Below are 25,675 nucleotides of genomic sequence, written 5' to 3' on the forward strand. Positions count from 1 at the left end.
ACGGCGGCCATGAACGACAGTGTCGCCGCGGTGGGCGCAAAAGCGTTGTGGGGATTGGCGTTACATGATCTGTTAGCAGTGGTTGAGCGTGTCGCTGATGCTCCCGCCGGTGCCCATGTACTCGACATCCCGTGCGGCGGGGGCTTTGCCTTTCGTGGCCTGCGCCGCGGGCAGGACTGCCGCTACGTGGCCGCGGACATTTCATCGGACATGCTGAGGCGGGCGCGGAGCCGGGCGACCGAGTTGGGCCTGGATGGCCTGATGGAGTTCAGCGAGGCCGATATCACAGATCTGCCCTTCCGGGACAACACGTTTGACCTGGTTTTGACGTTCAACGGGCTGCATTGCCTTCCTGATCCGCACGCTGCGGTGGTCGAGCTCGCCCGCGTGCTCAAGCCGGGTGGGATTCTGCGCGGGAGCACGTGTGTCCGGGGTCGCGGCTGGCGCCAAGATCGCTTTGTGACGGCATTGCAGGCGGCCGGGTTTTTCGGGAACACGCCCCGGGCCGGTGACGTGCAGCGCTGGCTCGACGATGCGGGACTCGACGTGGTGGTCGCGCGGCACAGTGGTTCGGTCGAGCTATTTGAGGCCGTCCGCCCCAGCTCCGCCGGTAGCTAGAGCTCGGTGTCGAACACGGAGATGGGGTCGAGGATCACGCCGGTTTCTTCGACGTAGCGATCCCACAGCGCCACCAGCTCGGCCAACTTGTCGGGATGCGACGCGGCCAGGTCGTGAATCTCGCCGGGATCGGAAGCCAAATCGTAGAGCTGCCAGTCACCCGGGCCGTACGGCGCCGGCAGGTGCAGCGCCTTCCAATCGCCCTGCCGGATGGCTCGGCGGCCGAACAACTCCCAGCCGGTTCCGGTGTCCGCGTCGTGCACGGTCTCCGCGGCGCCGGTCAGATACTCCACCAGCGAGCGGCCGCGCATGGGGGCCACCTCGCGGCCGCGGTAGGACGTACCCGGGTGCGCGACGCCCGCCAGCTCCAGCAGGGTTGGCGCGATGTCCATCACGGTGCTGAACGCGGTGCCGATCTGTTGTTGCCGCGCGAATCCCGGCCAGGTGACAAAACCCGTCACCCGGATGCCGCCCTGGGTGGTGAACGCCTTGTGCAGCCGCGACGGCGCGGTGGCCGCCTGCGCCCAGCGCGGCCCGTACCAGATGAAGGACGTGGGCCGGCCGAGGTTGTCGAGGCTGTTGTCGCAATGCTTTTCGATCTGCGCGGCGATCTCGGCGCCGCGCAGCGGCATCGCCTCCACGATCGCGCCCTCGGCGCCGTTGTCGGACAGGAAGATCACCACGGTGTCGTCGAGTTCGCCGCTGGCCGACAGGTAGTCGATCACCCTGCCGACGTTGTAATCCATCCGGTCCACCATCCCGGCGTAGACCTCCATGCTGCGGGCCGAGCGCGCGCGCTGCTCGTCGGTCATGTCGGCCCACTCGGGCGCGCCGTCGGCCACCACCGGGTGCGCGGTGACGTCGGGCGGGCAGAGACCGAGCCGCTTCAGGGCGGCCAGTCGCTCCTCGCGCAGCGCGTCCGGTCCGTCGTCGTAGCGGCCGCGGTATTTCGCGACGGATTCGTCGGGCGCCTGCAGCGGCCAGTGGGGCGCTTGGAACGGTAGGTAGGCGAAGAACGGACGGTCGTCGTCGGCCGCGCGCTCGTCCAGGTACCGCAGCAGGGTGTCGGTGTAGGAGTCCGACGAGTAGAAGTCGTCGCCGACGGTGACGAACTTGTCATCCTCGGTGTAAAGCGTTGGCACCGGCGAAAACCCGCGCGCGCCCGCTCCCCCGTAGTGGCTGGCACCGGCGGGCAGCAGCGCGAACGAGCGCTCGAAGCCGCGTGCCCACGGCGACCTGTCGATCGTGGCGCCCAGATGCCATTTGCCCGACATCAGCGTCAGATATCCGGCGTCGCGCAGGAGTTCGGGCAGCGCGACGACCCGGTCGTTCAGGTAGCCCTCGTAGCCGGGGGCGCCGCGAAATCCCGGCGACGCGACCTCGAGCATCGTGCCGATGCCGGCGATGTGATGGTCGGTCCCGGTCAACAGCATCGCCCGGGTCGGCGAGCACGCCGGCGCCGAATGGAAATCGGTGAGCCGGATCCCGGAGTAGGCCAGCCGATCGAGGTTGGGTGTTTCGATCTCGCCGCCGAAGGCGCCGATGTCGGAAAACCCGAGGTCGTCCGCGACGATTACGAGGAAGTTGGGGCGCTTCACGCTCAAGCATCCTGCCAGGTCGGTGCTCACGGTGTAATGCCGCCGCACCGCCGATCGCGGCCGATATCGGCGGATATTGTCGAGGCATGGAGATGTTGGCGCAGTTCGGGATGTCCATACCGCTGGTTGCGGCCCCCATGTCGGGCGGACCGACCACCCCGGCCATGGTGTCGGCCGCCACCCGCGCGGGGGCCCTGGGCGTGCTGGCCGCCGGCTACAAGACCGTGGAGGCCGTCGAAGCCGAGATCAAAGCCCTTCGCGCCGAAGGGATCCCATTCGGCGTCAACGTGTTCGCGCCGAACCCGGTGCCGGTCGATCCGCGGCGTTACCGGGAGTACGCGGCGATCATCCAGGCCGAGGCCGACCAGTTCGGCCTGACGCTGCCCTCCGAGCCCGTCGAGGACAACGACAGCTTCAACGCGAAGATCGAACTGCTGCTCGACGATCCGGTTCCGATGGTGTCGTTCACGTTCGGCATTCCGCCGCGCGACGTGATCGCGGCGCTGCAACGGGCCAAGAGCGTGGTGGTCCAGACGGTCACCACGGCCGAAGAGGCGGAGCAGGCACGCGACGCCGGCGTCGACATGCTCGCCCTACAGGCGGCGGAGGCCGGCGGGCATTCCGGCACCCTGTCGCCGTCGCGGCCGCTGACCCCGGTCCCGATCGTCGACCTCGTCCAGCAGGTCGTGGCGACGGTTCCCCTGCCGGTGCTGGCCACCGGCGGGCTCGCCACGGCGGCCGCGGTGGCCGAGGTGATCAGGGCGGGAGCGGCCGCGGCCGCCGTCGGGACGGTGCTGTTGCGCGCCACCGAAAGCGGCGCGTCGGCCACTCATCAGGCGGCGCTGGCCGATCCCGCGTACACCGAGACGGTGCTGACCCGGGCCTTCACCGGCCGGCCGGCCCGGGGCCTGCGCAACGCGTTCATCGACGCCCACGAAGCCGAGGCGCCCCCGGGTTATCCCGCCATCCACCACCTGACCAGCCCGCTGCGCAAGGCGGCCGCGGCGGCTGGAAAGCCTGACTACGTACACCTGTGGGCGGGCACCGGTTTTCGGCAAGCCACCGCCGAGCCCGCGACCGACATTCTGCGCCGGCTGGCATCCGACCTGTGAGGTTCAATATTCAAAACGATTGAGCACGTCGTAGCCGCGCCCGCCGATCACCCACGTCAACGCGTAGATCATCCGCACCGCGGCCGACGGGATGTGCTCGTAGCCGGCCAGCGCGGGCGTCTGCTCGAGGAACCGCAGCCGGGGATGCCAGGCCGCAACACGGCGCGCGTCGCGGATGCCCCAGGTGATGATGCCCCTGGTGAAGACCTTGGACAGCACCGGGGCCAGGGCCGACAGCGTATCGAAATGCATTTCACCGCCGGGAAATCGGTCGACCAGGCGCTGCACCAGCCGCCGGACTTCCTCTTCGTGCAGATACATCAGCAGGCCCTCGGCGACGACCAGGGTGCGACGCCCGGCGGGGACGTCGTCCAGCCACCGCAGCTCGGTCACCGACGAGCCGATCATCCGGTAGCGCTCGGTGTCGTCGTAGAGCTGCCGCCGCAGCCCGATGACGCTGGGCTGGTCGACGTCGAACCAGGAAACCGACGGCGGTAGGTCGAGCCGGAAGGCCCTGCCGTCAAGGCCGCAACCCAGGTGCAGGACGACGGCGTCGGGATGGCGGGAGAGGAAATCGGCGCACCAGTCGTCGAACTTCTTGGCGCGCAGCGCGACCAGGTATTGATTCGAGGCGGGCATGGTGCTCCGGCGCATGCGCTTGAAGTCGTAGCTGATCCGGTCCACCGCGTCCGCAGCGACGGTGTCGCCCAGAATCGGCCGCTTCGAACGGCTTTCGCATGCGCGCAGATACAGTGTGACGAGATTCGTCCATTCCACCGATCCCCAGGCGACCGAGCTGAAATCGACTTTGTCCGTTGCGGTCATCGCTGTTTCCTCTTCGCGCGGTATTCGGTCCACATTTCCATGAGCTGGTCGCGGTAGGCCTGCGTGCAGAACTCGCAGAAATCGCGGAAGTCCTCCACGCGTTGGCGTTGTTCGGCGCGGTCCTCGTCCAGCACGGACAGCGCGAATTCGGCGGGTTCGATCCCCAGCCGCATCAGGGACAGCTGGGTTTCCAGCACGCTGGTGAACCCCCCCGGCGTGACCCGGTAGAGGTGCTGGCGGTTCGGGCTCGGCAAGCGCTCGACCATGCCGCCCTCCAGCAGTTGCCGGGCGACGGTGCTGATCGACGCCTTGCTCACGGACAACGCGGCGGCCAGCGCGGTCAGCGACTGCTGCGGCGGATCGCAGATCAGCAGCCACCCGTAGACCCGGCCCATGGTGCGGGTGGCGCCCAGCAACTCGAAGAACAGCCCGAGCCGGTCGACGAACTCGGCCTCATCCGGCGACATACGCTCCATCCCGTTCGTTCAGTACGTACTAAACGTAACTTATACGAGGCGGGACGCTGGCGGAACCCCCCGCCGGTGATCAAGGGGTCTGGGTTGCCGGGCTCAGAACGCCTCGGGGTCGCGCTGCACGGCGGCGGGCACCGGGTGCCGATACAGGCGGGATGCGTTCTCCCAGCTGAACTTCCGGATGACGTCGGACGGCAGGTCGCCGATCTGTTCGTGGATGGCCTGCTGGGTGTGCGGCCACGTCGAGTCGCAATGCGGGTAGTCGGCTTCCAGCATGATGTTGTCGACGCCGATCCGGTCGCGCTGAACGAACGACGACTTGTCCTCGACCGCGCAGAACCAGAAGTTGCGGACCAGCACCTCCGCGGGGGTCAGGCGCTCGCCGAGCGCTTGCCAGGTGCCGTACATCGCGTGATAGCTGAGCATGTGGTCGAGGCGGTCGAGCAGTCCTGCCACCCAACCGATTCCGCCTTCGGACAGACAGATCTTCAGGTCGGGGAACCTGCTGGGCAGCCCCGAGTACAACCAGTCGACCGCCGCGGAGATGGCGTAGGCGAAAAACAGCACGCCCTGCACGTCCGGCGGCGCGTCCGCGGTGGTGGACGGCGACGACCCGGACGATCCGATGTGCAGGTTGACCACGGTGCCGGTCTCGGCGCACGCGGCCATCATCGGATCCCAGTGGTCGGTGTGGATGCTCGGCAGGCCGAGCATCGCGGGGTTCTCGCTGAACGTCACGGCGTGAAAGCCGCGGTCGGCGTTCTCGTAGATCATCTTCGCGCCGAGCTCGGGGTCGAGCAGCCACGGCAATTGGCAGGGAATAATGCGGTCGGGGTACGAGCCCGCCCAGACGTCGAAATGCCAGTCGTTCCAGGCGCGGACGCAGGCCAGCGCGAGGTCGCGATCGGTGGTCACCTGCTGCAGCCGCTGCCCGGCGAAGCCGGGCAGAAACGAGGGGAAGTTGAGCGAGGCGTAGATACCGTTGAGGTCCATATCCTTGACGCGCTCATGGATATCCCATGCGCCCCTGCGCATCTCGTCGAATCGCACGGGTTCGAAGCCGTATTCCGCCACCGGCCGCCCGACCACCGCGTTGAAGCCGACGTTGGGCAGCTCCCGGCCGTCGTACACCCAGGTCTGGCCCCCGGTGTCGGTGTCGACGACTTTGGGCGCCCGGTCGGCGAACTTTCGGGGCAGCCGGCCGGTGAAGGTGTCGGGGGGTTCGACGATGTGGTCGTCGACCGAGATGACGGTGTAGCGGCGTCGCGCCCGGGGCGGATCGGGCAGGAAGGTGACCGACCGTTCGGCGCCGGTCTTGGCCGTGGTGAAGTTCAGGTCGGTGGCCAGCTCGTCGATCGATTTCACGCGTCAAACTCCTCGAGGTGGCGCGAGCAGACGCAAAAGCACCCGACACGCCGTGTGCGCGGGTGCTTTTGCGTCTGCTCGCGGGTTAGGTGAGCACATCGGGGTCGGCCTTGATCGTCATCCGCGCGGCCCCGGCCCAGTACACGTCGGCGGCCCGTTCGATCAGCGAGCGTTGCATGCCGGCCATATCCGACCACCGCATCGCCACCGGCTGATTACCGGTGAGCATGACGTCGTAGGCCAGCTTGCACACCCGTTCGATCGAGGCCGCGCGGTAGACGGCCTCGGGCAGGTTGCGGCCGGTCGCGATGACGCCGTGGTTGGCCAGGATGGTCAGGTTGGCCCCGCCGATGCGGGCCGCGAGATCCGCGGCGCGAGTGGGGCTGTCGATCTCGCCGTCGTAGGTCTCGACCAGGCACAGGTCGTCGAGGAACAGCGACCCGGTCTGGTGCACCAGCTCCGGCAGCCTGCCCAGCGCGGCGAGCACGCACACGTAGTACGGGTGGTTGTGGATGACCACGCGGGCGTCGTCGCGGACGCGGTGCAGTTCGGTGTGGATGTGGATGGCCGGGGTGACGTCCCAACGGCCGCTGACGACGCGCGCGTCGCCGTCCACCACGCAGATGTCGGAGGCGCTGACCTCCTGCCACCACAGGCCCCAGGGATTGACGAACATGTTCGTCTGGCCGTCGAGCTGCCAGGTGATGTGTCCGGCCATGTTCTCGGCGAAACCGATGCCGGCGAGGTGGCGGAATGCGATGGCGAGCGCCTGCTCGTGGGACAGCTCGACGCCGATCGGCGGAACCACTGACGGCGCCCAGACTTCCAGCCCGCCACGGCGTGCATCAGGTGCATTCATGACCAGCCTCCATCCTGGCTCCAATATCCTCGCGAAGTCGGCCTTTGGCTATCTTTCCGCCCGACGAGCGAGGCAATTCGTCGAGAATGATGAGGCGCTCGGGCAGCAGTTCCTTGGAAACTCCCAGCGCCAGCAGGTGTTCGACGAGCTGGGGAAGGTCGATGGTGGCGGAGCCGGTGAGTTCGGCGTAGAGGCAGACTTTTTCGCCGAACACCGGATCGGGCATGGCGATCGCGGCGGCCACCGCGACGGCGGGGTGGGTGGTCACGGCGTCTTCGACCTGGCTTGCGCTGATGTTCTTGCCGCCACGGACGATGAAGTCGGAGGTGCGCCCGGTGACCCGCAGATAGCCGTCCGCGTCGATCTCACAGATGTCGCCCATGCGCATCCACCCGTCGGGGGTGAACAGCTTGTCGTGGTCGGTGCCGCCGAGGTAACCGAGGCTGGTCGCCGGGCCCCGGCACGCGGGCTGGCCCCGACCCGTGTCGGTCACGTCGCGGTCGCCGTCGAAGAGGCGGACCGACATCTCGGGGATGATGCGGCCCCCGGTGCGCAGCCGCCGTTCGCGGGAGTCGTCGACGGTGGTCGCGCTGAGCATCCCCGTTTCGTTCGAGCCGAAGAACTGCAGGATCTTGGCGCCCGTGAGTTCCTCGAATTCGGCCGCCGGGCGATACGGCAACGCCTCGCCGCCGGTGTAGACGACGCGCAGCGAGCTCAGGTCGTGTTCGCGGCTGGCCGGGTCCGCCATCAGCATGGTCAATTGTGTGCTGACGCAACATAATACGGTGACCCTGTGCCGGGCGATGGCCTCGCAGGTGGCTTTGGTGGTGAACCGGTCCAGGAGCACCGCGGTGGCGCCGAGGTAGATCGGTGTGGTGTGGCTGGTCCAGAGCCCGAACCCGAACGGCGTGGGTATCACCGGCAAAAAGACGTCGTCCGGCGCCAGCAGCCCGTTGGCGACAGCCTTCTGGTGGAAGTAATGCCAACGGTTCTGGGTGTGCACGACACACTTGGGCAGCCCGGTGGTCCCGGAGGTGGAATTGATCAGGAAAACGTCGTCGGGGCCGAGGCGGGCGTCGGTCGTGAGCGCCGTGGGCTCGGCGTCGATGTCCAGGCGAAGGGTCCGGTCCAGCAGCAGCGCCGGCAGCCCGAGTTCATCGGCGACGCCCGCGGCGGCCTCGCGGTGGGGCTCATCGCTGATCAGGGCCTTCGGCTGGGCGCTGCGCAGTATCGCTGTGGCCTCGCGGGTGCCGGCCCGTGCGCCGACGCCGACGACCACCGCCCCGCAGCGTTCGATGGCGACGAACAGGGCGTGGATGGCCGCGGAGTCACGGTGCCATACCGCGACCCGGTCCCCGCGCGTGACGCCGGCACCGGCCAGGGACTGCGCCAAACGTGTTGCGGCGTCGTCGAATTCACGCCATGTCAGCGACGCTTCGGGGTGGTCGACATAGGCGAGGCGGTTTGGGGTTTGCGCGGCGTTGCGGCGCACGGCGTCCGACAGCGTCGTATCGCACCACCAGCCGGCCTCGCGAAACCGGGCCGGGTCCTGTTCGGAGAATGCCGGCGACGACTCGATATCCAGCCCGCCGGCGCTCATTCGGTCAATGATAGGAAGCGACGCGGGGCCCGGTCTCGCTCCCGCCGAGAAACAGCCGGCTAGGGATTCCTCGGGGCGGGAGTGGAGCGCTGCGTCTTGGCGGGAACATTCGGAGGGTGGGCCCGCGGCTTGTGGCAGTTATGCAGGCACCCGCAATTGAGGCCGATGATGCACCCGTTTCCACCGGTGGGTTGCACGCCGTCGGGATCGCTTTGCGAAACGGGCAGGGGGCTGGACAAAGCTGCTGACGTTGTCGGTCCTGTCGCGCTGCCGGCCGAGGAGCCCAGCGCGAGGACGAACGCGGCCACCCCCGCGCAGAACGTGGCTCCTGTTCTTTCGTTTCGGCTCCCCACGGGGCGGGAGTGTAGTTAGCCGAATGGAGATACACGGGACGCGCGCGCACCCGCAAGGACACTCCAAGGAGTCACCAAGAATCCTCTAAGGCCCGTCGCCGGGGCGTTGATTCGTTGCCCGGGGCGCCATTTCCCGCGCCCGGGTCCGCTGCCGCGCCCTTGCCGTCCGGATGGCATAGGCTGCGGCGCTGACCGCGAACATCGCCGCGGTCAACAACAGCCACCGGCCCAGGAATGGGTCCTGGGTCTGGCCGGTCGCCGCCCGGTACGTGGCGCCGCCCTGCCTGATGATGCCGGGAAGGAACACCAGCAGCGTGAGGCCCGCCCCCAGCGCGGGCACCCGGAGATGGTTGAGCACGGGCACGTCGGGACCGGGGCACGGCGGTCGGCGGGACAGCAGCCGGTCGAGGCCCGCATAGACCGGGAACAACACCAGGTCGTGGGCGACGACGGCCGCGGCGAACCACACGACGATCGACTGCCACCACACGTCGGGGTTCCACAGCGTGGCCGGTTTGACCGTGGCGACCACGTAGCCCAGCACCGCGAATCCGGCGATCATGGTCAGCAGGTGCAGCGGGTGGGACCCGTAGAGCCTCGCGAACGCGTTACGCATCGGCGGCCGTCCGGAAGTCAATGGCGGCCACCCATTTGGTGTTGTGCACGCCGGGCAGCGCGGGCACGATGATGCGCGCGGGAAAGCCGTGGTCCGGCGACAGGTCGGTGCCGTTGACCCGCAGCGCCAGCAGCGCGTCCGGGTGCCGCACCTGGTTGCCCTGCAGGGTGGCGCCCGTGAAGGCGCCGGAGCGTTCCAGCGACGACACTCGCGCCGATTCCGGCGCGGGCACACCGGCGAGGCGGGCGAGTTCGGCCAGCCGCACCCCGCTCCACGTTTGGGTGGTCGACCAGCCCTCCACGCAGGCGATCGGCAGCACGGCGGTGTGTTGCGGCATCGCCAGCAGCGCGGCGCGGTCGACGGTCACCGGTCGGGGGCCACCGGTCATCGTCAGCCGCCATCGGTGCGCGGTGTCCGCGGTCGAAATGCCGGCGGCCGCCGCGGTCCGGTTGACCTCGAAGTCATTGGGCCCGTTGCCCCGGCTGCGCCCGCGCGGCAGGAGTAACGCGGCGGGCCGGGCGTACCCGCCGATGGTTTGACCGGCGGTGATGAGCGCGAGGAACAGCGCGCCCCCGCCCACCAGCAACAGCGCGCCGCGGCGGCTCATCGTCGCAAGGCCGGGGTCGGCGGCGACCAGGGAGTCGGGCTGCCAGGGCTGCGGCTTGGTGTCGGCGCGTGCGGTGCGCAGCACCTCCCGCAGCGGCATCGAGCGCAAACCGGACCACATGCGCCGGCTCTTGATCGCCACGTGCACGACGAACCCGGTGATGAAGACCCAGGCGCCGAAATAGTGGGCGGTGTAGAAGCTGAACCCGAAAATGTAGTCGTACTGGATGTTCAGCACGCCGGTGACGATCTCGAAGAGGACGCCCCCGACCAGCATCAGCAGCGAAACCCGTTCCAGCAGTTGGGCAACCGACCGTGCGGGCGGCACCACGAACAGTCGCGGTATCACCGACCACAGCTTGGCGAGCACCACCGGGATCAACACCAAACCGAGCCCGACGTGGAGTCCCTGGGTCAGCCGGTACAGCCACGACGGATCGGCGGGCCAGTCGAAGGTCGGCAACTTCAGCCAGCCGACGTCGCCCGGGATGGCCTGGCCGAATCGCGGCCCGTAGGCGATGTAGGACAGCAGGCCGGTGAGGATGACGATCGGCAGCGTCACCAACAGCGCCGAGCCGAATACCGCTGTCAGCCAAGGTCCGCGCAGCGGGCTGCGCCACAGCCGCGCGGGAAGGCCGCTGGCGGTCCGGATGAGATGCACCATCGATCATCATTCACGAGGGTCCGGCGATAGCGGTTCATTTCGCAGATCCTCGCCGGGCGGCGCGAACCGAGGGTGCGGTCAGTCGTTGCCGCGTGGTGGCGGCCGCACCGCGACGCCGCCGGACTCGTGTTCGGGGCCCGCGGCCGGGTGTTCGGCCGGGACGCGTTCCCGGAAGCGGGCGCCCTCGCTGGGCCGCTGCATCCCCGGACGGTCGGCCGCGCTTCGGTACGGTCCGGGTTTGCGCCGCGGCTTCCCGCCGGGGAAGGCCAATCGAAAGATGGTGCGGTGCACCATCAACCACTGCTTCGAGAAGCGGCCGGAGTTGTACGGCAGTTCGTAGCGTTCGCAGATGTCTTTGACCTTCGGCGCGATCTCCGAGTAGCGGCTGCTCGGCATGTCGGGATAGAGGTGGTGTTCCACCTGGTAGCCGAGGTTGCCGCTGATGACATGGAACAGCGGGCTGCCTTCGATGTTGGCGGCGCCGACCAGTTGGCGCACATACCACCCGCCGCGCGTCTCGTTCTCGACCTCTTCGGGGGTGAAAGTGTAGGTCTGGTCGGGAAAATGGCCGCAGAAGATGATGGCGTGCGCCCACACATTGCGGATGACGTTGGCCAGCGCGTCGGCGCCCAGGGTCCGCAGATAGGTGCTTTCCACCCCCGGCAAGAGCTTGTCCAGCAGACCCGCCGCCGGGCCCAGGCGTCCGCCACCGGCCCTGCGCAGCGCCCTGCCCACGCGCGACCGCGGGGGCTGATCGAGCCTGCCGCGTGCGGCCAGCTGAACGAGCGCGAAGGCGCCGGCGCTGATCAACGGCCAGCCGAGGTAGTCCTTGATGACCTGCGCGCGCGCCTTTCCGCTGATGCCGCGCAGGTCCTTGCGCACCTCCGACCAGGGCTTCTCGCGGCGCCGGATGGCCTCGATGTCCATGTCGTGGATCGCCACGCCCCACTCGAACAGCAGCGTCAGCAACAGGTTGGAGATCGGCTGGAACAGGTACCGCGGGGCCCACTTCTGCGCGGGATCGATGCGCAGGAGTTCGTAGCCGAGGTCTTTGTCTTTGCCGAGGATGTTGGTGTAGGTGTGGTGGATGTAGTTGTGGGAATGCTTCCACGCCTCGGCGGTCGAGGCGGTGTCCCAATCCCACACGGAGGAATGGATATCGGGATCGTTCATCCAATCCCATTGGCCGTGCATCACATTGTGGCCGATCTCCATGTTCTCGAGGATCTTGGCCATTCCCAGGCAGGCGGTTCCCAGGATCCACGCGGTTTTCGAACGCGATCCCAGCAGCAGGATGCGGCCGGCCACCACGATCTGTCGCTGTACCGAGATGACCGTCTTGATGTAGCGCCGATCCCGCTCGCCCAGATCGGCGAACACCTCGTCATGGATCGCATCGAGTTCCTTGGCGAGTTTTTCGAGCTCTCGTTCGCTCAGGCGCTCAAGGGGGCTTTTCATCGTCTTTTCCGCGACGGAGGTCACCGGCCGCTCCTTTCGATCACAGTGCGAGTTTCACGTCGCCTTCGGCGGTGTTGATGCAGATTCGGACGTCCTGTTCGGTGGGCTCGATGACGTCACCCGAGCGCAGGTCACGCAGCTTGCCCGACTTCAGGGTCCCGACGCAGGTGTGGCAGATGCCGATTCGGCAGCCGTGGGCCAGATTGAGGCCGGCCTTCTCCCCCGCCTCCAAGATCGAGGTGCCGCCGTCACATTCGACGGACTTCTCACTGTCGAGAAAGCACACCGTGCCGCCCTCTCCGGCGTTGGCGTCGCCACCGATCTTGGGCTGGAACCGTTCGAAGTGCATTCGTTCGCGGTCGGCGTTGCCTTCCCAGTGCTCGATCAGCGCGTCGAGCATGTCGCCGGGACCCGAGCTGAACGTCTCGCGTTCGCGCCAGTCCGGGCAGGCGTCGTCCAGGTCGTCCGGCTTGAGCCTGCCCCGCTCGGAGGTCAAACGCAGATCCAGCCGCATGCCGGGGTGCCGGCGGTCGAGGTCTTCGAGGACGGACAGGAACATCACCTGCTCGCGGGTTCGCGCGGAGTGGATGACCACGACGTCACCGAACGCGTCGCGATGGTCGAGGCTGCGCAGCATGCTGATCACCGGGGTGATGCCGCTCCCGGCGCTGATGAACAGCAGTTTGGGCGGCAGCGGTTCGGGCAGGGTGAAGACGCCTTCGATCTCGCCGAGCCGGACCAAGTCCCCGGGCTGGATCCGTTGCACCAGATACGGCGACACCACACCCCCGTCCACCTTCTTGGGCGTCACGCTGATCAGCCCGTCTTCGGGCACCGGATCCGACGTGAGCGAATACGCGCGCCAGTGGTAGACCCCGTCGATGACGACGCCGAGCCGCACGTACTGCCCGGGCTGGTGACCAGGCCATTCATAACCCGGCCTGATCAGGACGCTGGCCGCTTCCGAGCCCTGCGGCTCGACGCGCTCGACCTTTCCGCGCAGCTCCTTGGTGGTCCACAGCGGATTGATCATCTCCAGGTAGTCGTCGGGCTGTAGCGGGCTGAACAATCGCCGCACCGCGCGCAGGAACAGCCGACGCCCGCGTGGGACGTGGGGCCGGGCACCGCGTTCAGCCATAACAACGGAGTACACAGTTGTACACCGACCCAAACCGCCAATCTGAATCTGCTTGGGACACATGGTTACACATATGCAAAATGCGCATATCGGCATCGCCTATCCGTTCACCATTGCGTGTTGGGCGGGGTCGGCGCCCCGCGCGGCTAGTGTCGGTGGGTGTGTTGATCGGCTTTCTCCTCGCGTTGGGCTGCTCGCTCTGTTACGGCACCGCGACCGTGTTGCAAGCGGCGGGGACGCGATCGGTGGAAGCGGGCAGCGGCTCGGGCGTCGACGCCGTGCTGCTGCTGCGGGCCGTCCGGCAGTGGCGCTACCTGGTCGGGATCGGCCTCGACGTCGTCGGGTTTGTCCTTCAGGTGGCCGCGCTGCGGCTGGTTCCGATCTACGTCGTCGCCGCGGCGCTGGCCGCCTCGATCGCCGTCACCGGGGTCGTCGCCGCGTGGGTGTTGTCGGCCCGGCTGTCGCGGGTCGAGTGGTGCGCCGTCGGCGTGGTCTGCGCCAGCCTCGTCGCCCTCGCTGTGGCCGCCGGGCCAGGGCACTTTCGACACGCCCCGGCCGGGCTCGGCTGGGCGCTCCTGGGCGTGGTGGCCGCGGTACTGATCGCCGGTTTCGCCGCCGGGCGTCTGCCCGACCGCGCGCGAGCGCTCGCGTTGGGGCTGGGTGCCGGGACGGGCTTCGGCGTCGTCGAGGTCGGTGTGCGCCTGATCGACGTGATCGATCCGACCACGCGGTCGTTCTACACCAACCCCGCCCTGTACGCGGCGGCCGCGGGTGGCGCCGCCGGATTTCTGTTGCTCACCTCGGCTCTGCATCGCGGATCCGTGACCACGGCGGTCGCGGGCATGGTCGTCGGGGAAACCCTCGCGCCGGCGTTCGTGGGGGTGGCGTGGTTGGGTGACACGGCGCGCGACGGGCTCGGTGGGCTCGTGATCGCGGGATTCGCCGTCGCGGTGGCGGCGACGTTGGTGCTGGCGCGGTTCGGGGAAGCGCCGGCGCCCAGCGAGGCCGGTGGGGCCGACGCTGTCTCGGGCCGCTGATTCAGGCGCCGGCGATGGTGGATGCCGAACGGCCGTCGGCGTTTTCGTCGGCCGCAGCGTAGGTGGTGCCGCGGGCGGGCCGCGTCCACAACACAGCGCCCTCGGCGCTGGGGCCCGCGGCGATGAGCGCGCGCTTGAGGATCTTGTTGGTCGCGGTCGCGGGCAGCTGGTCGTTGATGCGCACGTAGCGCGGCCACGCCTTGGGTGACAGATCGGGTTGCGACGCCAGGAATCTCCCGAAATCGTCCGGCGTCAGTTCCGCCCCGGCGCGCGGCACGATCGCGGCCATCACCTGGTCGCCGACCTGGTCGTCGGGCACGGCGTAGACGGCGACCTGGCTGATGCCGGGCATCCGCGCCAGGATCCGCTCGATCGGTGCGGCGGCCAAGTTCTCGCCGTCCACCCGCATCCAATCGGAGGTCCGCCCGGCCAGGTAGATCCAGCCGTCGGCGTCCCGGTAGGCCAGATCGCCCGACCAGTACATGCCGTGGCGCATGCGCTCGGCCGTGGCGCCGGGATCGTTGTAGTAGCCGGCGAACGGTCCCGCGCCCTGGGTGTTGACGAGTTCGCCGACGGCCTCATCGAAGTTGGTCAGCGCCCCGTGCGCGTCGAACGTCGCGACGTCACATTCGGTCAGTGTCGTCGAGTTGTAGATGCTCACCCCGGGGTAAGGCTTGCCGATGGAACCGGGCGGGGTGCCGTCTTCTCGGACCACGATCACCGCGAACTCGCTGGATCCGAAGCTGTCCACCACCCGGCAACCGAAACGCCTTGCGAATTCGGCGATATCGCGATCGGTCGCCTCGTTGCCGAAGGCCACCCGCAGGGTGTTCTCGGCGTCGTCGGGACGCTCCGGGGTGGACAGGATCAACGCCAGGGGCTTGCCGACGTAGTTCAGGTAGGTCACGCGGTAGCGGCGCACGTCCTCGAGGAACCGCGACGGCGAAAACTTGGCGGGGACCATGGTGGCGCCGCAGCCGATGGCCACCGCCCACCCCGCGGCGACGCCGTTCGAATGAAACAGCGGCATCGCCAGGTAACACACGTCGGCGGCGGTGACGTCGTACTGGAAGATCAGGCTGGCGCCGCACATGATGGCCATCCCGTGCGCGAACCGGACCACCTTGGGGTCACCGCTCGTCCCCGAGGTGAAGATCATCATGAGCGTGTCGGCGGCGGCGACCTCGCGGTGCGGGGTCAGCGGTGGCGCCGCGGTCACCGCCTCGGCGTAACTCGTCCCGTCCACGTCGAAAACCTGAATTCCGTTGAGATCCAGGCCCTCCAGCAGGGGCAGGTGATCGCGGTCGACCAGCAGGATCTGGCAGTCCGAGCGCCGGATGTCGGCGAGCAGCGCGGGTCCGCGGCGGGTCGTGTTGAGGCCGCACAGCACGTAGCCGCCCAGCGCGGCCGCGGCCATCGCCCGCAGCATGGCCGGTGAATTGCCCAGTGCGGCACCGACATGCAGCGGCCGGGTGGGGTCGGCGCGCGAGATCAGGGCAGCCGCTTCGGCCTCGGCTTCGGCGAGGTGCTCGCGCCAGGTCCACGTCTTCTCGCCGTGGGCGATCGCGGGGGTGTCCTCGTGCCTGCGCTGCCGCAACAGCTGCTGAACCGTCTCCGGCACCGTCTCACTTCCTCCGTGCTGTCATCGGGTCGTCATCACCAACCCGGCATAGTCGCGGGCCGCCACGTCATCGCAGTGCCGACGGTAGGTACCAAACCCGCCGATGTAGGGCATGAAGACTCGCTTCTTGCCCTCGATGTTGGCGCCCAGGTACCACGACGATGCCGCCCGGGGGAACAGCGTCTGCTCGGCCGCTTCGGCCACCTGCTCGGTCCAGGCGACGGCGGCGTCACGGCTCGGTTCGATCTCGCTGACGCCGCGCCGCCGCGCGGCCCGCACCAGCTCGATGACCCAATCGACCTGAACTTCGGCGTGCAGCACCATGTTCGCCAACACCGACGGGCTGCCCGGCCCGCTGATCGTGAACAGGTTCGGCAGGCCCGGCACCATCAGGCCGAGGAAGGTGAGGGGGCCATCGGACCAGATTTCGCGCAGCCGCTCCCCCCGCGGCCCGCGCGGGTTGATCCGCGTCAACGCGCCTGTCATGGCGTCGAACCCGGTCGCGAACACCAGCACATCGCAGGGGTACGTCGCCGCGGGGGTCCGCACGGCGTCGGCGGTGATCGCCTCGATGGGCTCGCGGCGCAGGTTCACCAGCCGCACGTTGTCGCGGTTGAAGGTGGCGTAGTAGCCGTCGTCGGTGCAGATCCGTTTGGTTCCGATCGGGTGGTCCACCGGGATCAGGTCGGCTGCGACCGCGGGATCGGCGACGATTTCCCGGATCCGCTCCTCGGCGAACTTCCTGGCGACCTCGTTGGCCGACGCGTTGCGGGTCTGGTCGGGGAAGGTCTTCGCGAAAAGAACCCCGCCCTCGCGCCAACGCTCCCACAACGCCGCTGCCCGCTCCTCGGGGTCGGTGTCGACGGCGTTCTTGTGGTAGCTGCCGTGCGGCGTGCCCGCCGACGCGTAGGCCGAGGCGCGGCGCCGCTCGGGGTATTGCTCCTGGATCTGCCGCTGTTCGTCGGCCGACCACGGCCGGTTGGGCATCGGGATGGTGTAGTTCGCGGATCGCTGGAATACGACCAGGTTTTCGGCCTGCGAAGCGATGATCGGCGCAACCTGGATCCCCGATGATCCCGTGCCGATGAGCCCCACCCGCTTGCCGCGCAGATCGGGATCCTCGCGCGGCCAGGCGGCGGTGAAATACACCTCTCCCGAAAAGTCTTGCACGCCCGGGATATCGGGCCGGTTGAGTGCCGACAGGCACCCGGTGGCGCACAGGAGGAACTGCGCCGCATGGCTTTGTCCGGTCGCGGTGTCGACCTGCCAACGCCCACCCTCGAAGGCCGCGCCGACGACGTCGACGCCGAACCGGTAGTGGCGGCGCAGGTCGAAGCGGTCGGCGACGTGCCGAAGGTAGGCCAGGATCTCCGGTTGGGCGGCGAAGCGTTCGCTCCACTGCCAGTCGCGCTGCAGCTCCTCGTCGAAAGAGTAGGAGTAGTCCACACTTTCGACGTCACAACGTGCGCCCGGATAGCGGTTCCAGTACCAGGTGCCGCCCACGTCGGGCGCCGCCTCGAGGGCCGTCACCGACAGCCCCGCCGAGGCGGCTCGGTGCACGGCGTACAGCCCGGCGAACCCGGCACCGATGACGATGGCGTCGCTCATTTCGGTCATGCGGGCCGATACCTCAGCAACGTGATCCCGTCTTCGAGATCGCAGAACACCGGCTCCACCCGCATCCCGATCCGGATGTCGCCCGGATCTACGTCGACCAGCTCGGTGCTGAATTTCGGCCCGGCGTCCCACTGCACCACCGCGAGCAGCTGCGGCAGCGCGTCGGCCCACGGCGGACCGGTCGGCCGGCGGGCGATCGTGAAGGTGTACAGCGTTGCGGCGCCGTCGATCTCACGCCATTCCAAATCGTCGGCCAGGGTCCCCGGGGCCAGCGTGCGCGGGTAGAACACGTGCCGCCGAAGAGACGGCGAGTACTGCACCAGGATCCGGTGCTGGGCCAGGCCGTCCCAGAACGGCCGGGAGACCGGCGTGGGCTCGGGGACGAGCGCATCGTCGCGGCGGATCATCGCTAATCCCCCCGCAGGAGCAGCGCGACCTGCTCGCTCATGATGCCGCCGTTACCGGTCACGAACGCGGTGTGACAGTCGGTCACCTGCGCGTCGCCGGCGCGTCCCATGACCTGCCGCGCGCCGTCGACCACGTGGTGCATGCCGCCGGCCATTCCCGCCTGACCGAAGGACAGTTGGCCGCCGGCGGTGTTCAGCGGGAACTCCCCGCGATGGGTCAGATCGTGTTCGTTGATCCACGACATGCCTTTGCCTTTCGCGCAGAATCCGGCGTCTTCCAGGCTCATCAGCACCGTGATGGTGTAGCAATCGTAGATCGACGCGACGTCGACGTCGGACCGGGACAGCCCGGCCATCGCGAACGCCCGTTCGGCGGCGCGGGCGATGGGTGTGGACAGCAGGTCCTCGGCGTAGGTGGGGGTCTTGAAGGCGATGTGTTCGCCGAAGCCGGTGATCCATACCGGACGATGGCGGGCGCGCCGCGCGATGTCGGCGTTGGCGATCAACACCGCCGCTCCCCCGTGCACGCGCATCACCGTTTCCAGCATGTGGATGGGGTCGGCGATCATCGGGCTGTCCAGCACGTCGTTCACCGTGATGGGGGTGCCATGGAAGACGGCGCCGGGGTGGGCGCACGCGTTGGTGCGTTGGTCGACGGCGATCTTGGCGACCGCGGCGGGGTCGTAACCGTATTCGGCCGCGTACCGCTGGGCGATCTGCGCGTAGGGCGCGTTTTGGCCCACGTTGCCGTAGGGGATCTCGAACTCGGCCTGCGGCGAGCCGTAGTTGTTCGAGGACGCCCCATACCAATTCGGCGCCGGCGCGGGCCGCCGCTCAGACCGGGGCACGGCCGCCGACCCGGGTACCACGGCCAGGGCGGCCTCGCAGACGCCGAGTTCGACGGCCGCCGCGGCCCGCCACACCATGCCGGCCGAGGTCGCCCCGCCCAAGTCGACCCGCTCACCGAAATCCAGTGCCAGGCCCAGGTATTCGCACAGGGTGGCCGGGGCGAACATGGCCGACTCGGCGATGCCGTGGGTCAGCAGGCCGTTGACACGACCCGGATCGACACCGGCGTCCTCGATCACCATCTTCGCCAGCCGGGCGTACTGGTCGAGGGTGAACATCGCGGGGCGGGTGGGGCGCCGTTCGGCCGGCAACTCGGCGATGCCGACGATCGCGGCCTCTCCCCGCAGCCCGCTCATGCCCGGGTCTCCCGCAGCGGCAGCGCGACGGTGGCGGTGCCCGGCATCAGCACCGTGTCGCCGCGCCGACCGGCGATATCCAGATCCACCAGTCCGTAGCCCCCAAACCCATTGTCGCCCAGGCGTTTGCCGGTGACCTCGCCACCGAAACTGAGCGCCTCACCGGGATAGGCGATCGCCCGGTTCTGCACCGAGAACGTCACCAGCCTGCCCCGCCCGCCGACCCAGTCCCCGAGGGCGCGGGCCAGCAGCGCCGCCTGCAGCGGACCGTGCACCAACACGTTGTCGTATCCCTCGGTGTCGCGGGCCCACTGTTTGTCGTAGTGGATGCGGTGACCGTTGTACGTGGCGGCCGAAAAGAAGAACATCTGGGTCTCGTCGACGGTCACCGTCAGCGCGGGGATGCGATCGCCCACGGCGATGTCGTCATAGAACACTTGCTGGTCGGTCACGATGCTCCTAGGGGCGGGCGATCATCGACGTCGACGCTTCGGCCAGCAGGTCGCGATCCTGGTTGCGGTACACCGTGTGCCAGGTGACGAGGACGAATCTGCCGGAGCGGCCCCGCTTTTCGACGATCGAGGAGATGGTGCGGACCATGTCGATTTCGTCGCGGTGGTAGGCCGGCAGGTGAAAGGTGAAGCTCTCCCCGCCGGCCATCCGCTTGGGGGCGCGGGGAAACGCGAGGCTGCCGGAGACCGCGCCGGAGGATCCGTCGGGGCGCAGCGACTCCAGCCGCGACACCCCGAGGACCGCGTACTGCAGGTACAGCGGCGGGCAGATGATGTCGCGAAAGCCGTTGGCGCGGGCGTACTCCGGATCGAAATACAACGGGTTGTCCTCGCCGACCGCGGCCGCCCACCGTTGCCAATCGCGCCGGTTCACCTCGCCGGTCGCCGAGGCGGCGACCGTGCCCACCCGCGACGCCGACTCGGCGTCGATCAAGCTGTCCTCACTCACCGGCGCTCCCTTCTCCCATGGTCTCCCGAAGCCACGACGCCGCGACGTCGGCGCCGCCGCCGAGCGTCGCACCGAGGCGGGCCCGCTCGCTCCACAGATGCAGGTCCGTCTCGGTGACATAGCCCATCCCGCCGTGCAGCTGATGGGCGTCGAGCGTGATCAGCCGGGCCGCGGTTGCCGCGTGCATGCGGGCGATGGCGGTCTCCCTGCTCGCGGTGCGGCCGCGCCCCAGCCAGAACACCGCCGCGTGCGCCGCCAATCGCGCGGCCGCCAGGGCGATGTGCATGTCGGCGATCAGATGCTGGGCCGCCTGAAACGAGGCGATGGGCCGGCCGAACTGGTGACGCAGCTTGGTGTAGTCGACGGTGCGGTCCAGCACGGCCTGGCCGACCCCGACCAGGTCGAGTGATCCCAGCGCCACCGCGGTGTTGGCCAGCCGGCGCAATCCCGGCACGGTGACGCCGTCGAGCACGGCGTCACCGGCCACGACCGCGTCGTCGAAGCGCACGGTGAACGCCCGGTGCCCGCCGACCATGTCGAGCGGCTCGACGGTCACACCGCCGCCGTGCGCGTCGACGAGGAAGACCAGCGGGCGTTCGGCTCCGCCCCGCGACGAGGCGGCCGATACCACGATGAGATCGGCGACATCGGCGTCGGCGACGTAATCCGCGGTTCCGTTGAGCCGCCACCGATTCGGATCGGGATCGGCGCGCAGCGCAGGGGCGACGAGCGCGGCGTCGCGGGCGTTCCAGAGGGCGGTGGTGGCGCGGACGCTGCCGCACGCGAGCGGGGGCAGCCAAGCGGCCTTGGCCTCCGGGGAGCCGAGCTGGTCGACGGCGAGGGCGGCGTGCACGGTGCTGTGCACGGTCGTCGGGCACAGGGCGCGGCCGGCTTCGGTGTAGAACACGGCCAGGTCGTCGAGTGAGCCACCGGCACCGCCGTACTCCGCGGCGACGGCCAGCCCGAAGACCCCCGCGTCGGCCACCGCCTTCCACAGCGCCGGTGTGCGCCGGTCCGCGCCGGGCTCGTCGAGGGCGCGCACCTGGCTGACCGGGTTCTCGGCGGCCAGCAGGGCGCGTAGCGCCGCGGCGAACTCACGCTGCTCGGCGGACGGGATCGTCTTCATCGGTGGTGTGCGAGGCTTCGGTCAGCGTCCATAGGAGGGCATCCCGTGCCCGCGCTGGGCGATGATGTCGCGAAGCACCTCATTGGTGCCCCCGCCGAAGCGCATCAGCGGGGCGGCCCGGTAGAGCCGCTCGAATTTGCCGGCCAGCGGGGCCTGTTCGCTGCGGTGGGCCAACAAGCCGTCCGGGCCGAGGAGATCGAGCGCCAGGGCGGCGATGCGCTGGCGCAGCTCGCTGGTGAACACCTTCTCGACGCTCACCTCGACGGTCGGAATGACGCCGCTGTCGAGGATCGAGGCCGCCTCGTAGCCCATCAGCGTGGCCACCGCGACGTCGGCTTCGGCCTGCGCCAGCCGGCGGCGAAGCGACGGGTCGTCGGCGGGCACCGTCCCGTCGCGGCGCGGACTGCGCGAAAGTTCGTGCAATTCCTCGACGGCGCGGCGCAGGTCTCCGGCGTTGGTCAGCGCGCCGCGCTCGAGGTCGAGCGCGCCGGTGATGTAGGTCCAGCCGCGGTTGACCTCGCCGACGAGGTTGGTGGCCGGCACCCGCACGTCGCGGAATGCCACCTCGTTGGTGCGGTAGCCCGACCACGCGTAGAGCGGGCGGATCTCGACGCCGGGGCTGTCGATCGGCACGATGATGACCGAGATGCCGCGGTGGCGCGCGGTCGTCGGATCGGTACGGACGCAGAGCCATTCGTGCGTGGCCCGCTGCGCGCCGCTGTTCCAGATCTTGGTCCCGTTGATCACCCATTCCTCGCCGTCGCGGGTCGCGGTGGTCCGCAGGCTCGCCAGGTCGGTCCCGGCCTCGGGCTCGGAATAGCCGACCGCGCAGATCATTTCGCCCCGGGCGATCGGGGGCAGCCACTCGCTCTTGTTCCGCTCGGTGCCGTGACGCATGATCATCGGCGCCACCGACGTGACGGTCAGGTCGGGTCCGGGCACGCCCCAGTACTCGAATTCGCTCATCAACAGGTGCAGGTGAATGGCGCCCAGGCCCAACCCCCCGTACTCGCGCGGCCAGTTCAGCCCGAACCAGCCCTTGGCGCCGATCTTGCGGCGGAACCGCGCCACCTCGCCGTCGAGAATCTCCAAGTCGTGCTCGGCCAGCTCGGCGCGCAATGCGGGGGTGACGTTCTCGTGCAGAAATTCGCGGACCTCGGCCAGCCAGGCGCGCTGCCCGGCGTCGAGTTCGAAATCCATTCCGGCGCCTATGCCTTTCTCGGAGCGTCGATGCCGTTACACCGAGCAGCGCCAGCGTAACGCCGCCGCGAGTTCGCGCGTGGCATTCTGCCGCGCATCGGTCGAGAACGGCCGGGGTCGCACGGTAAAACCGCTGTCAAACTCCCGTTAAAACCCGTCGACGCTCTGGCGGATTCGGCCGCGGGCTGCGAAGATTTTCGGATCGGTTGGTCAACGCGGACCAGGCCCTCTGCCCCAGCCCGAGGGAGAAATCATGCCCACTGTTGAGACGCGCCTCCGCGAGGACTTGCGCAACTACGCCGTCGAATTGAGACAACTGGCGTACACCCTTCCCCTGGGCGTAGGCGAGCACAATCTTCTGCAACTGTCCGACCGGATGCGCGCCGCGGCCGACCAAGTGGTCCGCAAGGGCGCCTGACGCGCGAGCGATCAGCCGCCCTTGAGGCGGATCTTCCAGCGCACGAAACCCAGATAGACGGCGCTGATGAGCGCCAGCATGCCGACGTCGAACCACCACCTGGCCGGCGTGTGCTGCCAGTGCGAGTCCTTCGGGGTCAGCGGCCCGGGCACCAGCTTGGTCAGCTCGGCGGTGGACGCCGACGCCGCGAATCCCCACCGGGCGGGCGTGGCCCAGGCCATCTGATCCAGCCCCACCCGGCCGGTCACCGGGATCATCCCGCCGGAGAACACCAGCTGTGACATCACGGCCCCCACCAGCAGGGGCATGATCTGCTCGTTGGACTTGGCGACGGCCGACAGCGCGAGCCCCAGCATGGCGGAGGCCACGCACGTCAGCGCGACGTCGACGAACAACTCGAGGCCGGGCTTGCCCAACGCCACCGCGCCCTGGGTCGGCGCGCCCTTGCCCAGCACCGCGATGATGGTCACGATCGCCGACTGGACGATCGCGAAGACCGTGTACACGCACACCTTGGCCAGCAGGTACGCCGACGTCGACAGGCCAACCGCCTGCTCGCGCAGGAAGATCGCGCGTTCCCCGATGAGGTCGCGGATGGTCAGCGCGGTACCCATGAACACCGCGCCGACGTTCAGCAGCACCAGGATCTGACCCGGCTCGTTGGGCGCGGCGCCCATCGGGTTCGGAATGCCGAAGCCGACATCGCCGGGCACCGACATCGACAGCGAACCCATGATGAACGGCAGCAGCGCCAGGAACACGAAATAGCCGCGATCCGAGACGATCAGCCGCATCTGGCGCCGGGCGATGGTGGAGAACTGCCGGAACAGGCTGGTGTGTGAGGGGTCGCCGAGTTCGGCGGGTTTCTCCGCCGGCGGCGGCGCCGGGGGCGGGCCCGTCCGCGCCAGGTAGCGCTCCCGGGAGCCGTCGGGGTCGTTGGCGACGGTGCTGAAGATGTCGGCCCAGTTGGTGGTGCCCATGGCGGGACCGATCTGGCCGGGCGGCCCGCAGAACGCCGTCTTGCCGCCGGGGGCGAGCAGCAAAACCTGATCGCAGACGTCGAGGTAGGTCAGCGAGTGGGTGACGACGAGCACCACCCGGCCGGCGTCGGCCAGCTGCCGCAGCATGGTCATCACCTGCCGGTCCAGCGCCGGATCCAGGCCCGACGTCGGCTCATCGAGGATCAGCAGCGACGGCCCGGTGAGCAACTCCAGTGCCACCGACGCGCGCTTGCGCTGGCCGCCGGAGAGCTTGTCGACCCGCGTGTGCAGGTGCTGGGTCATCTCGAGTTCCTCGAGTACCCGGGCCACCACCTGGGCGCGGTCGTCCTTGGTGGTGTCCGGCGGCAGGCGCAGCTCGGCGGCGTACATCAACGCCTGCTGCACGGTCAGCTGGCCGTGCACGACGTCGTCCTGCGGCACCATCCCGATCCGGCTGCGCAACGAGGCGTACTCGGCGTGGACGTTGTGGCCCTCGAACGCCACCGTGCCGGTGCTCGGGTGCGTGTACCCGGCGACCAGCCGGGCGAACGTCGATTTGCCGGCGCCGGACGGCCCGATGATCGCGGTCAGCGTCCCGGGCAGGGCGGTCAGCGAGATGTTGTCCAGCAGCGTCTTGTTGTTCTCGATCGTCCAGGTCACCCCGCGCACGTCGAGGCCGCCGGTGCGCGTCGCGGTGGCGGTCTGGTCGCGTCGGGCCAGGGTGCCGCCGGCGAAGACCAGGTCGATGTTGCCGATCGTGACGACGTCACCGTCGTGCAGCACGGCCGAATCGACGCGGGCGCCGTTGACGAAGGTGCCGTTGATGCTGCGGTTGTCGTGGATCTCGGTGCCGCCCGGCGCCGGGATCAGCGTGGCGTGGTGGCGTGACGCCAGGACCTCGGGGATGACGATGTCGTTGTCGTTGGCGCGGCCGATCGTGATCGCGCCCGGCGTGGACTCCAGCCCGGCCCTGCCCGGCCGCAGGATCTTCATCATCGACGTGGCGATGTTCGACGAGTCGCCGCCGATGCGGCCCGTCTGGGACGCCGCCGGTTGCGCGGTGGTGGGCGGGGCCGCGTGCACCGCCGACGGCGCCCGGTAGATCTGCGGTGCGGGCTGGGGCGCGCTGGGCGGCGCGGCCAGGGGGCCGCTGGTCGGGAAGCGGGTCTGTGGGCCCGACGGATGGCTCGGGGTCGGGCCGCTGGGCGGCTGGCTTGGGAGGGGTCCGCTCGGTGAGTGGCTGGGCTGCGTGGCGGTGGGCGGATGCGCCGGGTGGCGGAACGAGGCAGACGCCGGCTGCTGAGGCTGGGCGGAAGTTTGCGTGCCGCTCGGGCTCTGCGGCGCTCCCTCGAGGGGCGCGCCGGGCGTGCTGACGATGGGTATCGACGTCGTCAGCGGCGGCCGCCCGGCCGAACCCTGGTGGCGGCCGACCTCGAAGGTCAGCGCCGGGCCGTCGGGATTGCCGACGTTGACGCGCATGCCGTCCTGGATGTCGATGACCGGGACGCGGCGGTTGTTCGCGTACAGACCGTTGAGGCTGCCGTTGTCGACCGCGACCCATCGGCCCTGGTCGTACCGCACGATCAGATGGGTGCGGGAGATCAGGGGGTGGGCGACGCGGACGTCCGCGCGAAGGTCACGCCCGATCACGACGTCGTTGCCTGCCGCGAAGGTGCGCTCGGCTCCCTCGTACCGCACGGTCAGCGCAGGCGGGGCTGGTGGGCTCATCAGGACCAACTGTAACGGCAGCGCCGCGAGTTGGGCACCCGGCGCAACGGGATACGGCCGCCGGCCGTCGAATCAGCCTGCGGCACAATTA

Annotated in this window: 23 protein-coding genes; 4 read left to right on the top strand and 19 right to left on the bottom strand. The window is 69.0% G+C overall.

The genetic code is table 11. The features are described 5' to 3' along the window. Positions 1–9: 9 nt before the first annotated feature. Positions 10–618, top strand: coding sequence for a class I SAM-dependent methyltransferase (locus K883_RS21770; RefSeq protein ID WP_255358944.1), 609 nt, complete (start codon positions 10–12; stop codon positions 616–618). On the opposite strand, the gene K883_RS21775 is transcribed toward K883_RS21770, so the two are convergent. Next, positions 615–2,216 (bottom strand): arylsulfatase, encoded by a 1,602-nt coding sequence (locus tag K883_RS21775; RefSeq protein ID WP_020822661.1) that lies wholly within the window; start codon positions 2,214–2,216, stop codon positions 615–617. The two genes, K883_RS21770 and K883_RS21775, sit on opposite strands and share 4 nt — an antisense overlap. Positions 2,217–2,302: 86 nt before the next feature. Here K883_RS21775 and K883_RS21780 point away from each other — a divergent pair, with 86 nt between their 5' ends. Further along, positions 2,303–3,328 (top strand): NAD(P)H-dependent flavin oxidoreductase, encoded by a 1,026-nt coding sequence (locus K883_RS21780; RefSeq protein ID WP_020822662.1) that lies wholly within the window; start codon positions 2,303–2,305, stop codon positions 3,326–3,328. A gap of 3 nt (positions 3,329–3,331) precedes the next feature. On the opposite strand, the gene K883_RS21785 is transcribed toward K883_RS21780, so the two are convergent. The 9 genes from K883_RS21785 to K883_RS21825 all read right to left on the bottom strand — a co-directional run bounded on the left by K883_RS21785 (position 3,332) and on the right by K883_RS21825 (position 13,285). Continuing rightward, entirely contained in the window at positions 3,332–4,153 is an 822-nt protein-coding gene (locus tag K883_RS21785) for a class I SAM-dependent methyltransferase (protein WP_036455808.1), read from the bottom strand. Further along, complete coding sequence (locus K883_RS21790) at positions 4,150–4,620, bottom strand: GbsR/MarR family transcriptional regulator (RefSeq protein ID WP_008257164.1); 471 nt, start codon at positions 4,618–4,620, stop codon at positions 4,150–4,152. Before K883_RS21790 ends, K883_RS21785 begins: the two co-directional genes overlap by 4 nt. A gap of 102 nt (positions 4,621–4,722) precedes the next feature. After that, positions 4,723–5,991, bottom strand: a complete 1,269-nt coding sequence (locus K883_RS21795) for an amidohydrolase family protein (RefSeq protein ID WP_008257165.1) — start codon at positions 5,989–5,991, stop codon at positions 4,723–4,725. Positions 5,992–6,076: 85 nt separating this feature from the next. Beyond that, positions 6,077–6,850 (bottom strand): class II aldolase/adducin family protein, encoded by a 774-nt coding sequence (locus K883_RS21800; RefSeq protein ID WP_050989385.1) that lies wholly within the window; start codon positions 6,848–6,850, stop codon positions 6,077–6,079. After that, on the bottom strand, positions 6,837–8,450 hold the full coding sequence (locus tag K883_RS21805) for a class I adenylate-forming enzyme family protein (RefSeq protein ID WP_036455810.1): 1,614 nt from the start codon (positions 8,448–8,450) through the stop codon (positions 6,837–6,839). The genes K883_RS21800 and K883_RS21805 overlap by 14 nt, the downstream gene beginning before the upstream one ends. Before the next feature lie 438 nt (positions 8,451–8,888). Beyond that, positions 8,889–9,419, bottom strand: a complete 531-nt coding sequence (locus K883_RS21810) for a hypothetical protein (RefSeq protein WP_036455812.1) — start codon at positions 9,417–9,419, stop codon at positions 8,889–8,891. Continuing rightward, positions 9,412–10,689, bottom strand: a complete 1,278-nt coding sequence (locus K883_RS21815; protein ID WP_036455814.1) for a molybdopterin-dependent oxidoreductase — start codon at positions 10,687–10,689, stop codon at positions 9,412–9,414. The genes K883_RS21810 and K883_RS21815 overlap by 8 nt, the downstream gene beginning before the upstream one ends. Before the next feature lie 78 nt (positions 10,690–10,767). Then, positions 10,768–12,171: a fatty acid desaturase family protein gene (locus K883_RS21820; protein WP_179945114.1), complete on the bottom strand. Its 1,404-nt coding sequence runs from the start codon at positions 12,169–12,171 to the stop codon at positions 10,768–10,770. A 16-nt stretch (positions 12,172–12,187) separates the two neighbouring features. After that, complete coding sequence (locus K883_RS21825; RefSeq protein WP_014382685.1) at positions 12,188–13,285, bottom strand: ferredoxin reductase; 1,098 nt, start codon at positions 13,283–13,285, stop codon at positions 12,188–12,190. 149 nt (positions 13,286–13,434) lie between these two features. On the opposite strand from K883_RS21825, the gene K883_RS21830 reads away from it, so the two are divergent. Beyond that, positions 13,435–14,322 (top strand): DMT family transporter, encoded by an 888-nt coding sequence (locus tag K883_RS21830; protein WP_036455816.1) that lies wholly within the window; start codon positions 13,435–13,437, stop codon positions 14,320–14,322. Between the two features lies 1 nt (position 14,323). Here the strand turns inward: K883_RS21830 and fadD1 are convergent, their stop codons facing one another. The 8 genes from fadD1 to K883_RS21870 are packed head-to-tail and all read right to left on the bottom strand — an operon-like array spanning position 14,324 to position 22,458. Then, positions 14,324–15,943 (bottom strand): fatty-acid--CoA ligase FadD1, encoded by a 1,620-nt coding sequence (gene fadD1, locus K883_RS21835; RefSeq protein WP_014384828.1) that lies wholly within the window; start codon positions 15,941–15,943, stop codon positions 14,324–14,326. 21 nt (positions 15,944–15,964) lie between these two features. Continuing rightward, positions 15,965–17,560 (bottom strand): flavin-containing monooxygenase, encoded by a 1,596-nt coding sequence (locus K883_RS21840; RefSeq protein ID WP_036455819.1) that lies wholly within the window; start codon positions 17,558–17,560, stop codon positions 15,965–15,967. Continuing rightward, on the bottom strand, positions 17,557–17,967 hold the full coding sequence (locus K883_RS21845) for a Zn-ribbon domain-containing OB-fold protein (RefSeq protein ID WP_036455821.1): 411 nt from the start codon (positions 17,965–17,967) through the stop codon (positions 17,557–17,559). The genes K883_RS21840 and K883_RS21845 overlap by 4 nt, the downstream gene beginning before the upstream one ends. A 2-nt stretch (positions 17,968–17,969) precedes the next feature. Continuing rightward, positions 17,970–19,172, bottom strand: coding sequence for a thiolase family protein (locus K883_RS21850; protein ID WP_036455823.1), 1,203 nt, complete (start codon positions 19,170–19,172; stop codon positions 17,970–17,972). Continuing rightward, entirely contained in the window at positions 19,169–19,624 is a 456-nt protein-coding gene (locus tag K883_RS21855) for a MaoC/PaaZ C-terminal domain-containing protein (protein ID WP_008257192.1), read from the bottom strand. The genes K883_RS21850 and K883_RS21855 overlap by 4 nt, the downstream gene beginning before the upstream one ends. 7 nt (positions 19,625–19,631) lie before the next feature. Then, the gene (locus K883_RS21860) at positions 19,632–20,132 is read right to left on the bottom strand and encodes a MaoC family dehydratase (protein ID WP_008257194.1); all 501 of its coding nucleotides are present in this window, start codon (positions 20,130–20,132) and stop codon (positions 19,632–19,634) included. Next, positions 20,125–21,258, bottom strand: a complete 1,134-nt coding sequence (locus K883_RS21865) for an acyl-CoA dehydrogenase family protein (protein WP_008257196.1) — start codon at positions 21,256–21,258, stop codon at positions 20,125–20,127. Before K883_RS21865 ends, K883_RS21860 begins: the two co-directional genes overlap by 8 nt. A gap of 21 nt (positions 21,259–21,279) precedes the next feature. Continuing rightward, a complete protein-coding gene (locus K883_RS21870; protein WP_008257198.1) occupies positions 21,280–22,458 on the bottom strand; it encodes an acyl-CoA dehydrogenase family protein in 1,179 nt (392 codons plus the stop codon). A gap of 253 nt (positions 22,459–22,711) precedes the next feature. Between K883_RS21870 and K883_RS27995 the strand changes: the two genes are divergently transcribed. Next, positions 22,712–22,876, top strand: a complete 165-nt coding sequence (locus K883_RS27995) for a hypothetical protein (protein ID WP_008257199.1) — start codon at positions 22,712–22,714, stop codon at positions 22,874–22,876. A gap of 11 nt (positions 22,877–22,887) precedes the next feature. Here K883_RS27995 and K883_RS21875 read toward each other — a convergent pair whose 3' ends face one another. Then, positions 22,888–25,584: an FHA domain-containing protein gene (locus K883_RS21875; protein WP_162288421.1), complete on the bottom strand. Its 2,697-nt coding sequence runs from the start codon at positions 25,582–25,584 to the stop codon at positions 22,888–22,890. Between the last annotated feature and the right edge of the window lie 91 nt (positions 25,585–25,675).

Origin of the sequence: Mycobacterium sp. TKK-01-0059 (genome assembly GCF_000709305.1) — a bacterium.
GTDB lineage: Bacteria > Actinomycetota > Actinomycetes > Mycobacteriales > Mycobacteriaceae > Mycobacterium > Mycobacterium intracellulare.